The 14,154-nt window shown below is 38.0% G+C and carries 12 protein-coding genes; 4 read left to right on the plus strand and 8 right to left on the minus strand.

Going from position 1 to position 14,154, the window contains the following annotated elements:
• Positions 1-89: 89 nt before the first annotated feature.
• The 7 genes from OSO01_RS03195 to OSO01_RS03220 all read right to left on the minus strand — a co-directional run bounded on the left by OSO01_RS03195 (position 90) and on the right by OSO01_RS03220 (position 8,340).
• A complete protein-coding gene (locus OSO01_RS03195) occupies positions 90-1,550 on the minus strand; it encodes a CoA-acylating methylmalonate-semialdehyde dehydrogenase (RefSeq protein ID WP_147208639.1) in 1,461 nt (486 codons plus the stop codon).
• A gap of 100 nt (positions 1,551-1,650) precedes the next feature.
• Positions 1,651-1,794 (minus strand): hypothetical protein, encoded by a 144-nt coding sequence (locus OSO01_RS23210; protein WP_186813535.1) that lies wholly within the window; start codon positions 1,792-1,794, stop codon positions 1,651-1,653.
• A 227-nt stretch (positions 1,795-2,021) separates the two neighbouring features.
• Complete coding sequence (gene nhaC, locus OSO01_RS03200) at positions 2,022-3,467, minus strand: Na+/H+ antiporter NhaC (RefSeq protein WP_186813536.1); 1,446 nt, start codon at positions 3,465-3,467, stop codon at positions 2,022-2,024.
• A 42-nt stretch (positions 3,468-3,509) separates the two neighbouring features.
• Positions 3,510-4,661: a beta-aspartyl-peptidase gene (iadA, locus tag OSO01_RS03205; protein WP_147208644.1), complete on the minus strand. Its 1,152-nt coding sequence runs from the start codon at positions 4,659-4,661 to the stop codon at positions 3,510-3,512.
• Between the two features lie 204 nt (positions 4,662-4,865).
• Complete coding sequence (locus OSO01_RS03210; protein ID WP_147208647.1) at positions 4,866-6,902, minus strand: sigma-54 interaction domain-containing protein; 2,037 nt, start codon at positions 6,900-6,902, stop codon at positions 4,866-4,868.
• A gap of 59 nt (positions 6,903-6,961) precedes the next feature.
• Positions 6,962-7,558: a hypothetical protein gene (locus OSO01_RS03215; RefSeq protein WP_147208650.1), complete on the minus strand. Its 597-nt coding sequence runs from the start codon at positions 7,556-7,558 to the stop codon at positions 6,962-6,964.
• A 152-nt stretch (positions 7,559-7,710) separates the two neighbouring features.
• Positions 7,711-8,340: a class I SAM-dependent methyltransferase gene (locus OSO01_RS03220; protein ID WP_246145011.1), complete on the minus strand. Its 630-nt coding sequence runs from the start codon at positions 8,338-8,340 to the stop codon at positions 7,711-7,713.
• A 253-nt stretch (positions 8,341-8,593) separates the two neighbouring features.
• Between OSO01_RS03220 and OSO01_RS03225 the strand changes: the two genes are divergently transcribed.
• The 3 genes from OSO01_RS03225 to OSO01_RS03235 all read left to right on the plus strand — a co-directional run bounded on the left by OSO01_RS03225 (position 8,594) and on the right by OSO01_RS03235 (position 11,636).
• The gene (locus OSO01_RS03225) at positions 8,594-9,085 is read left to right on the plus strand and encodes a sigma-70 family RNA polymerase sigma factor (RefSeq protein WP_147208652.1); all 492 of its coding nucleotides are present in this window, start codon (positions 8,594-8,596) and stop codon (positions 9,083-9,085) included.
• Positions 9,082-10,236 (plus strand): anti-sigma factor, encoded by a 1,155-nt coding sequence (locus OSO01_RS03230; RefSeq protein ID WP_147208655.1) that lies wholly within the window; start codon positions 9,082-9,084, stop codon positions 10,234-10,236. Before OSO01_RS03225 ends, OSO01_RS03230 begins: the two co-directional genes overlap by 4 nt.
• Before the next feature lie 218 nt (positions 10,237-10,454).
• Positions 10,455-11,636, plus strand: coding sequence for a metal-dependent hydrolase family protein (locus tag OSO01_RS03235; RefSeq protein ID WP_147208658.1), 1,182 nt, complete (start codon positions 10,455-10,457; stop codon positions 11,634-11,636).
• Positions 11,637-11,704: 68 nt separating this feature from the next.
• Here OSO01_RS03235 and OSO01_RS03240 read toward each other — a convergent pair whose 3' ends face one another.
• Complete coding sequence (locus OSO01_RS03240; protein ID WP_147208660.1) at positions 11,705-12,043, minus strand: DnaJ family domain-containing protein; 339 nt, start codon at positions 12,041-12,043, stop codon at positions 11,705-11,707.
• A gap of 402 nt (positions 12,044-12,445) precedes the next feature.
• Here OSO01_RS03240 and OSO01_RS03245 point away from each other — a divergent pair, with 402 nt between their 5' ends.
• Positions 12,446-14,083: a hypothetical protein gene (locus OSO01_RS03245; protein WP_147208663.1), complete on the plus strand. Its 1,638-nt coding sequence runs from the start codon at positions 12,446-12,448 to the stop codon at positions 14,081-14,083.
• The last annotated feature ends 71 nt before the right edge of the window (positions 14,084-14,154 follow it).

Consider the following 14,154-nt stretch of genomic DNA (forward strand, 5'->3'; position numbering starts at 1 on the left):
GCATAAATTCCAGCTCATCACATTTTTTTGAAAATGACATAGGTAGTTAATTAGAAAAGCCACTGTAAATACAGTGACTTCCTTTTACCTTAAACCCATTTGGTTGTGATAACTTTCTTTCTTGTATAGAAATGTAATCCATCTTTTCCGTTGGCATGTAAATCTCCATAGAAGGAATCCTTCCATCCAGAAAAAGGGAAAAACGCCATTGGTGCCGGGACCCCAATATTAACTCCAAGCATTCCAGCATGAATCTTTTCCCGAAATTGACGGACACTTCCCCCATCTCTTGTAAAGATACATGCTCCATTAGCAAAGTGGGATTTATTGGCCAACCCAATTGCTTCACTTAAATTCTTCACACGAGCAATAGATAAAACCGGAGCAAAAATTTCATCCTGCCATATTTTCATTTCCGAAGTAACATGATCAAAGATAGTTGGACCGACAAAATAGCCTTTTTGTTTCACAGCCTCATCTTCACGGCCATCCCGTACCAGGCTTGCTCCCTCTTTTTTACCCGCTTCAATATATTTTAATGTACGCTCCTTATGCTTATCACGTATTACCGGCCCAAGGAAAATTCCTTCATCTAAACCATTGCCAATTTTAATTTCATTAGCTTTTTGTGTCAAAAGCTCAATAAATTCATCTGCAATGCTCTCCTCAACAGCTACTACAGAAGCTGCCATACAACGCTCTCCAGCTGAACCAAATGCAGCGTTCATAATTTGTGTGGTTGCATTATCAAGATTGGCATCATGTAACACAATGGAATGATTCTTTGCACCTGCCAGAGCCTGCACCCGCTTTAAATTATTTGTACCGCGTTTATAAACATATTCTGCTACCGGCTGCGATCCGACAAATGATATTCCTGCTACTTGCGGATGATCTAATATTCCATTTACAACATTATGTGCGCCATGAACGATATTAAACACGCCGCTCGGAAGGCCGGCTTCTTCCAGCAATTCGGCTAAACGATTCGCAAGCAGCGGTGTACGTTCAGAAGGCTTCATAACAAATGTATTCCCAGTAGCAATCGCCATTGGAAACATCCAGCATGGGACCATCATCGGAAAATTAAAAGGTGTAATTCCTCCAATGACTCCAATTGGATAACGATATATCCCGGACTCTAAGTCCGTAGCAATCGAAGCAAGCTGCTCCCCCATCATCAATGATGGTGCTCCTGTCGCAAATTCTACATTTTCAATTCCTCTCTGCACCTCTCCGTATGCTTCTGGAAAGTTTTTACCATTTTCAAGGGTAATCAGCTTTGCCAGATCATTATGATTCTCTACCAGGAGCTGCTGATATTTAAATAGAATCCGTGCACGTTTTGGTACGGGGATTTCCTTCCACGTTTCAAATGCTTCTGCTGCTGTTTCTATTGCATGATTTATGTCCTCTAAAGAGGATAGCGGCACATAAGCAAGCACTTCTCCAGTTGCCGGATTAACTACCGCTTCTGTTTTTACTGTATTCGCTTCAATCCATTTTCCGCCTACATAATTTTTCAATGCTTTTATTGCTTTTTGTGCCAATGAAATAACCTCCTGTAATAGTTCTTTATAAAGCAAGTTTACCAGTAATAATTATGATGCCTCGAACAATAATATTTATAAGGAAAACTGCTCTATACTCCTAGATGTGTGTCTCTCCAGAAATAGCTTTTACCTTTGTAACAGCAGCAATTCCTTTAAGCAGGAGTGAACTGAAATCGCCGGATGCCATCTCTAAATAACGGTAATGCCCAGGAATATACAATCTGATTTCATGAACTGGCATGCATCCATAGCTTTTTATTTAATTACATCATAAGTTTATCGAAAATTCAGTAAGGTAGCAAGGAACTCAAGTACAATTTCATAGCAAGACTGGTAATTTCTTTCATTCTTAGAATTTGGGACTACTATGCAAAGACTCTAGTATCTCTTAAACTAACTCACAAAAAACATCCTCTTTTTTTGATGCTGATAACATTCAAAAAAGAGGATGTTTCTGGTAAGATTTATTTACTGTTCCGGTTTAACTTCTGTAGTTTCTTCAGAATCCTCATCCGGTATTTTCGCGATGCCGATACCTGTATATCCTAAAATAATCGCAAAAATAAATCCTGTATAGCATAATACAGCCCATGGTGCATAACTCAGTGTAGAAACGCCCAGTGTTCCGGCCATAAACACCCCTGCTGATGACCAAGGGATAAGCGGTACTACAACAGTACCAGAGTCCTCTAAAGTACGGGATAAGTTTTTCGCCTGTAATTTCTTTTTCTTATACGTATCTTTGAAAATTTCCCCGGGTACGATAATAGAAAGATATGAATTCCCTGTAACCAAGGCCATCGTAATACAAGAAAGTACCGTAGTCAGAATTAAATCCCCTGTTCGTTTAACCACTTTCATCAATGTTTGGATAATCACTTCAAGTGATCCTGATTTAGCGATAATACCAGCAAAGATAAAAGCAGAAAAGGCAATTAAAACGACCCCGGTCATTGATTGCATACCGCCTTGATGCACCAGGCTAAGTACTTCAGGGATAACTGAATCAGGATCAAAATTTGCTCGATTCACCATGGCTACATCAAATCCTGAAACCGTAGATGCAAATACGTCACCAGCACTGAATCCTTGCATGAAAATCCCTAAAATTGCTGCAACAGCAGATGAAAAGATAATCATCGGAAGTGTAGGCTTTTTCCGGATGGCTCCATATAAAATAATTATCGGTGGAAGCAGCAGCAAAATATTCCAATCGAACATTTCTGTGAGTGTTTGCAGCATCGTATTCATTGTTTCAGGTGTTGCTGCATTACCGGAAGATAAATGAAGACCGGCAAAAAAGTATACAATCATACTCAGAATGGCTGCCGGGACTGTAGTCCAAAGCATATGACGAATATGCTCGTACAATTCACTTCCGGCGGCTATCGGCGCAATATTGGTTGTATCTGAAAGCGGAGATAATTTATCTCCAAAATATGCTCCAGCAACAACTGCGCCTGCAGTTGCAGGCAGACTCGCTCCAAGCCCAGTTGCAATCCCCATTAATGCCACACCGACAGTACCTGCCGATCCCCATGATGTTCCTGTAACAATAGAAATAATCGCCGAAACTACAAACGCAATCAGGACAATAAAAGTTGGATCAATTATTTTTAAGCCATAGTAAATCATCATCGGAATCGTACCGGCAATCATCCACGTCCCAATCAATATTCCAATTGAAATCAGAATTAGGATGGCAGGCATTGCCTGCTTTATTTTTTCTTGAATACCTTCCATCATTTCGTCCCATGTATATCCTAATCGCCATGCAATAAACCCTGCATATACAGAAGCTAAAATCAACAGAGGTTCCGGACTGAAGCCATACACACCAAAACCGATAGCAAGTAACAGCAGCATCACGACAATAGGCGAAAAAGCTTCAAATAAATTGGGTTGTTTTCTCATCTGTGAAATCCTTCCTCTCTTCATCTGTCAGTATAAATTTCTTTATTTTTCAAAGGTTCCTTTTACAAGAAGCTTTTTATTTTCCAGCATGTGACGTCCTTTCGCAAATACATGCTCAAGCGCCAGCGTTTCTTTATCTAAAATAAGTACATCAGCATCTTTACCTTCCTGGATGCCGCCTTTATTATTCAATTTCAATGCTTCTGCCGTATTACTCGTTACAAGCGGAAGAATTTCTTCTATAGACAGTGCTTGGTTTTTCACAGCGGCAATGACTTGCTGGTACAACGTCTGGGTACTCGCTACTCCAAAGCCAATCATTTTTCCTGCTTCATCAAATTTCGGCAGACTGCCATTTCCATCTGAAGAAATCGTTAAATGCTGCATATCGCCACCATTCTTCTTATAGTACGCAACCCACTCACCTGTTTCATCATCAGCAGTGATATCCACATAGCTGCCTTTGTTTGCCAGACGTATTGCATCATCCAGCAGCTCCTGACTACGGGTAATATGTGTAGCATAAAGATTCGAAGCAGGAAGCTCATACTCCTCTAAAAGCTGGTGCAGGAGTGATAAATATTCCTTCCCGGGACCAGTGTGAAAATGCGTTACTCCTGCTTTCCCACTGAGCATACCGCCTACACGGGCTTCTCCTACTATTTTAGCCAGCTCATGCAGGGAAGGCTGTCCGGAGCGGGAATCAGAAATAGCAATCTCAGCAGCTCCAATAATTTTATCAAACAGAATAATATCTTCCTTGACACTTGACGTTATTGTCGTTGTAGGAACCGCATAGTTTCCTGTATAAATAAATGTTGTCATTCCTTCCTCTTCCAGTCCACGAGCTTTTGCGAGAAGGGAAGTCATATGACGGGTTGTCCCATCTGTACCTAAAAGACCGACAACCGTTGTAATTCCAGACTGAATCATATCGCTCAGCTGTATTTCCGGGGTCCGGGTCGCAAAGCCCCCTTCTCCGCCTCCGCCAATTAAATGAACATGCGGATCAATAAAACCCGGCACAGCATAAGCGCCGTCAGCATCTACTATTTTATAGTCAATACCTAATCCTTTTACCGCTTCCTCATCCACTTCTCCTATTTTGGCAATTCTTTGATCAACCAATAAAATAGATGCTTTCCCTAATGACTCGGGAGCATAAACTTCTGCATTTTTAATTAATGTAATCATACATCTGACCTCCATTTGCTAAATAATACTTATTTTCTGAAAAAACATTTAACAGAAGCTCTGCTTCTAAATAAAACGCTATAAGGTACCTCATGCAAAAAACATGCCAATAAATTATAAAGCTTCAAGCAGCTGTTTTTCAAAAACAAGGCAAAATTTAGGAGTGTTTATAGGACCAAAACAACCCTATAAACACTCCTAAATTTAAATAAGTTTTATCATTTTTGCTCCGAGCTCCGTTATTCTTGTTCCCTGCTTTTTTATTCCAGTTTCTATTAAACCGTATTTTTTAAGCACTTCCAATTTTGTACGCAGTCTACTTTCAGAAATTTTATCAGAAAGCATTGCCTGTAATGTTGAACGGCCAATACCTGTATTCTCGTTCTCTGTAATAGATAAGCATTCTAGAATATTCTTAAAAAGATTTATATCTCCTGAGTGCTTAAGCAGTCTGATTATTTTATCCGTCTGGACATCTGTAAACAGATTATCCTTCATTTTGGATGGTAAATCAGCCAGACTCACTTCCGGCCCGTTCACAATAACTGACAAATAAGTAACCAGACTTTCCAATTCCCGGATATTTCCCGGCCATCTATAAGAGGAAAGCTGCTCCATAACATCCGATGGAAAGTTCAACTGGCTATTTTTCTGTGCTAAGAAATACTTTATTAAATCTGGAATATCTTCCCTTCTTTCGGATAAAGAAGGTATCCTTAATGGCAATTGGTTTAAACGGTAAAACAAGTCATCACGGAACTCTCCATTTCTGACCATCTCCTCTAAGTTTTTATTAGTTGCAGCAATAATCCGGACGTTAATTGGGATAACTTTATTTCCTCCGACCCGCATCACCTGTCTTTCCTGCAATACCCTTAAAATAGCAGCTTGAATTTTCAGTGGCGCGTCCCCTATTTCATCCAGGAAAATTGTCCCGTTTTGCGCTAACTCAAAAAGGCCAGCTTTCCCACCTTTTCTTGCTCCTGTAAAAGCTCCTTCCTCATAGCCGAATAATTCACTTTCTGCGAGCGATTCGGAAATCCCTGCGAAGTTTACTGCCACAAAAGGACCTTTGTTTCTGGAAGAATACTCGTGAATAGATTGTGCAAAAATCTCTTTTCCTGTTCCGCTTTCTCCGGTGATTAGTATGGTATAGTCACTTCTGGCTAACCTTTTCGCTATATGCTGTGTCTCCGTAATCATATGGCCGTTGCCAATGTTGTCATCAAAGGAATACTTTGTGGTTAATCCTGTTTGCAGCTTCTTTTTCCTTATCTCCTGCTCCATCCGTTCTACATGCGTTACATCCTGAAAAACAAGAACAATTCCCGAAAAAGCCTCATCAAGCAAAATCGGATTTAGCGTAACTAATAGGTTCATTCCATGTACTTGAATCAGTTGCCTGGGAATTGGCTGTTTTGTCTCCATAACTTTATCAATTTGAAATTCATGTAACACATCCGCATAGTGCTTATGTAAGACATCCTGTCCGTCTATTCCTAAAATATTGCCCGCTTCTTCATTAAATAAAGAAACATGTCCTCCACTGTCAATAAAAACAACACCATCCTGAACAGCATTGAGAACAGCTTGCAAACTGGAGTTAATATAATTCTCGTTTCGGACAGAATTAGCAAGCTCTCTGCCAATTCGAGCAAAATTTTTCACATAGCCCATCGTTATATGATGAGCATGATCAAAATTACACTTAAGAATTTTTGAAATATCAAAAAGTGTACTCAGATCAAGACGTCTGTTTCCTAAATCGATAACTGCTTCCAGCTCTGCCGGGACAAGGTTTGCTAATCCATGTGTAATCGCCACATCAATGCCTTTCATATCAGGAGGATTCTCCATATCAGGGGAGTACGCGTAAAAGTCTAAGTAGTCAAAGCCCAAATACTTCAGCATCGTTACAGATTCATAAGCAATAGCCTCATCATTGCTGACAAGCAGACATCGTGTCGCTTTAGGCAATTCAAATAATTTTTCCAGCTTTTTAAAATCAATAGATCGATTGGCAATCAGCATAGGTGCCTTTGTCTTCTCAAAATCAATAAAATCCTCAACCAGGCTATCCGGGGCCGAAGACAGGATTAAATCCACATCCTCCAGATGAACCGGTAAAAAATGATTGCTGCGCAGCCGGATTTCATTTCCGAAAACCTCCCGGATATTATCGCGAAACGTATAATAAAGATCAATTTCCTTGGTGAGTATCAGAATAACCGGGTTACTCATAGGTGTTCACTCCAATCAGATATTGCGGTAATTAAATAGTAAAAAAATCTTTGAACCAATTAGGTTATATAGATCAGTAAAATTAAAAAGAAGAGAAAGGTCTCCAAGTTAGTTACATAAACATTCGGTTTTACTTTAGCAAATAGCTTTACGGGGGTTACTAAGATATTATTCAGAATCAGAAATAAATAATAAACGCCAAATAAACTAAATAAAATCATAAGGCATCCCATCACATATTCTCCATTATTCCAAAAACCAATCGCTAAAAATAATGCCCATATACTTTTAAAAACATTCGCAAAAGCTTCAAATGGGTCAGACAGTGTTGCCATCATATATTTACTCTCTTTATCAGTAATTGCCTGTCCGGTATTATTCTTTACGATATATGTAATATGACCCGTTTGAAGAACCATTGTAATAATCAGCATAAACAAATAGATAAATCCAAAAATAATCCCTATTTGCAGATAGTCAAAATCCAGCAACTGATTTAAAACTAAAGGAACAGGAAGCCAAAAGGCATACATCCATGCCAATAAAAAATGGATAAAAGCAAATTCGTTATTTTTGGCCATTTTCGGAAATATAAATGCAGTTATAAGAAATAATATAATACCTGACCAGCCTAATATAATTGTAGAAATGATCATTTTGTTTCCCCTTTTAGGTTGATGAATTTTTTATTTATACTTTTTCGCAAGTATCGTAAATTCCCAAGGTATATCCTCGCCACCCCAGCCGCGGTGTTCATCAAATTTTTTAAGCTGAAAACCGGAGCCGATAACAGCATTAATAATGTCACTTAATGTATATAAACGGACAGATACACTGGGAAAATCAGTCTGCTCAGCTTCATCAAAAAATCTTTATAAGCTAAGTCACCTAATTGGAGATGCTTATTCTCAAAGTAACTTATCTTTTTACTATCAGCCAAGACACATTTTCTTAACGGATGAAAATCACTCAAAATCATTTTCCCATCCGTTTTTAAAAGTGCGTAAAGTATGCTCATCAATTTTTCAATATCATCAAAATAATGCAAAATCCCGCCCTCCAGATATAGTACGTCAAAATAGTTCTGATACGCAGATAAGTCAATTTCATAAATATCCGTCACAATATAATCAATATTGGTTTTGGCATATCTTGCAAGCTCCAAGGCATACTGCTTATTTTCTTTTGAGATATCAAATACAGTAACGTCTGCGCCTAGTAAAGCAATTGGAACTGCTTTTCTGCCATTAGATCCGCAGAGATTGGCAGCCTTCTTCCCCTCTATATGCTTAAAATAATCCTTATGCTTCTTCAATTGAGCAATCGGATTCTCCACTATCTGTCCAGCTAATTTTTGAGGCGTTCCATATCTTTTATTCCAATACTCATAAGCTCTATACTCCCAGGCAATTTTATTTCTTTTACTTTGTTCATTCATTTTTCTCCCTCTAAAACATAGGAATTTTATTTGTAATAAGGTTTCAATCTGCTTTCATTTTATATATTCTTTTAATCGTATCAAAGTTTTTAACGGATTTATCGCATAATAGCTGACAATCGTTGAAATACGGTAATGCTGCTATATATAATACCACTCTGGCAATTATATATTTTATTTTACTAAACTTGAAATAAATCTGTAACTTTTTTTAATTTGAAACGTGTTATGTGTAGATGGAAAGGAGGAACACATGAAATCGATTGATCAGGTTTATCAATTATACTTTCGAGATGTTTATCACTTCCTTCTTTCTCTGAGCCGCGACCATTATACAGCTGAAGATCTGGTGCAGGAAACATTTTTGCGGGCTTATCTGTATCTGGAATTTTATCATAATGAAAACGTAAAATCCTGGCTATTTACCGTAGCTTATCGTACTTATATTGATTATTATCGAAGGCATCGAAAAAATGTCGTTACAGATACGGACTTCTTTCAGCAACTACAGAAAAATGAAGTAGACATTCATCATCAGCTTATTTTAAGCGAAGAGGTACAAGAAGTTTTAGCACTCATTGACCAGCTGCCGGATAAACAGCGGACCGCTATTATTCTTCATGATATTCATGAGCTATCTTATAAAGAAGCCTCGCAGATAATGGATGTAAAACTCGGTCATTTTAAAATATTGCTGTTTCGCGGAAGACAGGCAATCAGACAGAGAAAGGATGAAAACCAATGAAAAGAACATTTGAAGAAAAATTACAGGCCTACGAAAAAGGCGAGTTAACAGAAGAAGAGAGAAAAGCATTTGAAAAGGAACTCGATACACTGGAAAATATCTTTGAAAATGGAGAAAAGCAGAATAATAATAATTCTTTCAATAAAAAAGAGCAGAAAATCCTGCGAAGAGGAAAATGGAAAGCCCGGATTCAGACAACTTTTTTCGTTTTTATTATATTTATTGGTGTTTTATTTATTAGCATGATAGGTACCGGCATCTATTACTCCTGGGGGACACCGGACAGATCAGAAATCATCATGAATGTTAATGATTATACTTCCGCACTGACAGACCCCTATGGCAGTTTGTCCTATTCTTCAGCACAGGGCGGTTTATTCTTTGGATTGGATGTAGAAACAACAAAGCGAAAACAGGTTGGAGATGAAATATTTGAAGTCGGTCAATCTAAATCGTCCTTCTTCTTTTCTTATTTAAGAGGGCAGGATGATACTTTATTTACAAATGCCAATTCCGCATCGCCAGGTTTTTATCTGCCTGGTGAGGAAGAGGCACAATACTCTGATTGGGAGCAGCTTGAAAATTTACCGGAAGGAACAGTATCCTCTGCTTATATTTCTTTCAATGAGTTTCTTGAAACAGATGAAGTATATGAACTCTTCGATAACTATAATTTAGAAATTCTTTGGTTCGGAGTTCAAAAAGGTGACATGTCGGATGAGTATGAAATTGATTTTATTTCTAGTCCCGATCCATTCTTTTTTGGATTTCCAGCCAGTCCTATCTGGCTGGAGGAGGATATGCATACCGTAGAAAGACAGGAAGAAAAAGGTTGGTTTGGTTCAGGAACTGTTTCTGAAACGAGCTCCTCTCCCACTTATGAGTATGGAGACAGTAAAATACTGCATGAGCAATTTTTTAAAGTACTACATTTCCTGTCAAACCACGAAAAGCTGGCTAATAAATATGTTTGGGATGATTTGCATATCGATGAAACCATACAATATTTTGAAGAGAACGGGATCAATCATTATGGTGTGGTTGTCACCGGACCGACAAAAGAACTGCTAAAACTGCGGGAAAATGACGAAATCTATGCATTGCAGCTGGATGAAACAAGACTTTGGAACTGGACAGACAGAGAAGAATAGAGCTGCTTTTATAGAGGCATCTTTTCATTGGTTCACTGCTTTTACAGTGGACCAATTGAGGGGTGTCTTTTGCTTTTTTAATTTTCATGTAAATAATTCCTCAAGAAAATAATTCTAAGACAAATTCCCACAATTCTCTCTTTTTTTATGATATATTTATTTGTATTCTAAAATTTTTCATACAACATTAGAAAAACCAATCATGAGGAGAGACAAGAATGACTACGATTTTATTTAAAAACGCTAAAGTATTTACCGGCAAAAACACAGATTTTGAAGCAATTGACTTTGCGGTGGATACAGAATCAGGTCGATTTATCAATCAAGAAACAAAAGCAGCAGATAAAGTCATTGACCTGAAAGGAAAATATGTGATGCCAGGTTTAATTAATGCCCACACACATATTGTTTTAGATCCTTTCTTCAAAATTGGCGGTCTATCCTCCGTGAATGCTGTCAAAACAGGAGCAGTTGTAAATACTTATATTGCGGTGGATAACTTAAACAAGCTTTTAAAAAATGGAGTCACATATATACGTGATGTCGGTTCTTCTGACAACATTGATTTACAATTATCTAATTTAGAAAAAGAAAATAAAATTACAGCACCAGGAATTATCGGATCCGGTCCCGCGCTTGTGATGACCGGCGGACACGGTGTTGAATTGGGACTCGAATCTGATGGTGTTGACGAGCTTCGTAAAAATGCTCGTACCAATATTAAAAATGGTGCACGAAACATTAAATTAATGGCTACCGGCGGCGTAAGCATTGATGGAGAAACACCGCATGATATTCAGCTGAGTGTAGATGAAATGCGTGCGGCGGTGGATGAAGCACATCATAAAGGTTATACAGCCTGTGCCCATGCCCAGGGAACAGAAGGAATCAAGAACGCAATCCGTGCTGGTGTAGATTCCATTGAGCATGGAATTTATCTTGACGATGAAGCGATACAAATGATGCTGGAAAACGATACCTATCTCGTGCCAACACTAATGGCGCCATGGGCGATTAATCAGCATCCGGACAAATTACCTGATTTTATGGTTAAAAAATCTCTCGCTGTTCAGGAAGCACATATTGTAAGTATCGGCAAAGCGGCAAAAGCTGGAGTTAAAATTGCAATGGGAACTGATTCCGGAACCGCTTATAATGATTTTGAAAATGGATCTTCCGAGGAGCTTGAACATATGGTCGAGGCCGGCTTAACGCCATTGCAAGCATTACAATCCGCTTCCGTTAATGCAGCAGAGCTGTTAAAAATCGACGATTATGCCGGTTCCATTGAAGCAGACAAGCTTGCTGATTTTATTATTATTGAAGAAAACCCGCTAGAGAATATAAAAGCTGTTCAAGGCGATAAAATCGTTTATAAAAAAGGAAAGAAAGTGGAATAAGTATAAGAGAAGTCCAGCTGGACCTGCAAGGTTAAGCTACATCCTGCAGGTCCAGTTTTTATTTATGATTACCATTCTTTCTTCGCTGCTTCCAGATTTGCTAAGCTGACAAATTTCTTTTGCAATGGCGCCGGGCATATTCGGTTATGCTTTTTAATCTGCTTGTTAATTTTTTTGATATCCCCTTCTGTCTGTGCATCCTGCACTAATAAGCCGATTTCCTTTTGCAGCTTCAACCATGGCGGCAAATAGCCTGCGTCCTTTGCTATTTTTTGAAAGTGTTGAAAAGTATCCTTCTGAATATAATCCTTCGATAAAGGTTTTCCCTTACCCGGCAAGTTCTTTTCATAACTGTAATCATTCTCTTTAATCATATCTCCAATTAAATCATTGTATTTTCTATCCAATCGTAATGCCCCCCTCTTCTGTTTTGTTAAAGACAATTCAATAAACATACAAAATCCAGAAAATTTAAATAATAAATGCTATTTTTTAGTATACTGTTTTTTTACACATCCTGCTATTAAAAAACAAATCATTATTTAAATATATCCAAAGTAAATCAATAAAATCTAATCAAATATGCTAGAATAATATTGTTTATATTACGTGTTCAAAAAGTCCGATAAATAGAATCAAGAAGTTCAAGGCGACTGGCATTTTCCGAACGGACTTCCACAGGATGCAGTGGCTTCTACATCGCCCACGCAACACAGGCGTTATTAGTAGAAAATCCTCTTATTGCAGTGCCATCTTTATTGGACTTTTTGAACATCCTCTTATATCAAATCATGCAGGAGATAAGAAAAATGGCAAAAAAACAAAAAAATAATACTTCTTTTTCAAAAGGCTGGATTTTCTTTTCTATTCCCTTTTTGATTCCTTTTATCATTATAGGATTTATGTTTTTTAAAGGCTATACAGAATTTCAACCCGAAAAGGAACAGATAGACCAATTAATCCATGAAGCAGAAACACTGGGTGAGAATGTAAATGAAATTTTGGAATATTATATTTTACCAAACGGTCATGGTTTAACAGCCAGATCAACAGACGGTACTATTTTGCTGGAGGAAGTGGACCCTGACGCCAATACAATTGTTCAAACAGAGCAGCTTAACAGCGATATATTTATGCGTTCATTTGTATCCTATCAAAAAGATGGATTAGTCTTTATTACAAAAGCTGATGATAATAGTATTATTAAGGGCTATTATTATGAATCTGGTAAAGAATTAAAAGAATTGGATATTCCGGAAATTCATGCAGATGGGTACTTGGAGAGTCATGTACTCAGCCATCAGGGTACAATCTATTTACTTGGAAAAAAGGGTGATGGGAGCTTCTCTTTATACAGCATTCATGAATTGCAATTGGAGGAGATAAACTTAACGGAAAATGAACAAATTGTTGATCTTGTAGATGCTAAACTATATTATTCCAGCACGTTTACAGATTTATTGCCTGCTGTGGAGCTTAGCTTATATGATCAATCACAATTTATGCTGACCTTATCGCCAAAAGCAGAGGAAAGATTCCTTATCCCAGAGGCGATGAGTTTTTGGGAAACAGAGGAAGAAGCTGTTTCCCAGCTCTATCAAGGTAAAGAATCAACCGTTATACGTATTGCTGATAATCAGCTTGTTCAATACGATATTCATACACATACCGTACAAAATGAAATCCCGACACCAGAGCCAATTTATTACCCAAGTCTATTTCAGATTGATACAAATCTGACCCTGGTCATTGGGAGAGAATCTGTCGATGAATCATCTGCATTAATTGGTTATGTTTTTAATCAATCTGGTGAAGAGCTGGTGGTGGACTTGACCGAGAGGCTGCAGGAGCAGTCTTTCGATTATAATAATGATGCATTTTTTGCACAGGTAACTGAAGAAGAGCTTTATATCGCTTCGGATAGAGCTGCCATATCTGTCAATTTAGCAGACCCATCAGTTAGCGAATGGTTAACACCGGAATTGGTGGAGAAAAGCTATCTTTCATTAGCAGAAGAAAAACAGCAGCAAGCAGAAAAACTCACGCAGGATTCAGATACTTTTTCTAAGGACAGATTACTGCAATATATCCGTGAAGATTCAGCTGGTCAAACATTCACTATAATTATTACTTTTTGGGTAGGTATCCCGTTGCTTATTATGATAATTATCTTCATAATCTCCAAGCTTAGTAAATGGAAACGAAAACGCATATTAAATAATGGCGGTATCAAAGTACAGGCAAAAATTATGCAAATTAATCAGACCGGTACCTATATTAATGAGCAGCCACAGGTACGCATGAAGGTTCAGTTCACCTATCAGCATGACCTTATTCAACGAGAGGTAAAGCAAGTTGTCAGTTTACTATATCCGCCAAGGCCTGGTGATTTTGTTGATCTTCTTTATGATCCTCGAAGCGGGAAGGTATATCTTTGGAGGGATTAATCAACATTATCATGGGCAAAGCAAGCATCTGGAGCCAATCTGGATGTTTGTTTTTTTATAAAAATCTAACT

Source organism: Oceanobacillus sojae (assembly GCF_007991515.1).
In the GTDB taxonomy this organism is placed as follows: Bacteria; Bacillota; Bacilli; order Bacillales; family Amphibacillaceae; genus Oceanobacillus; species Oceanobacillus sojae.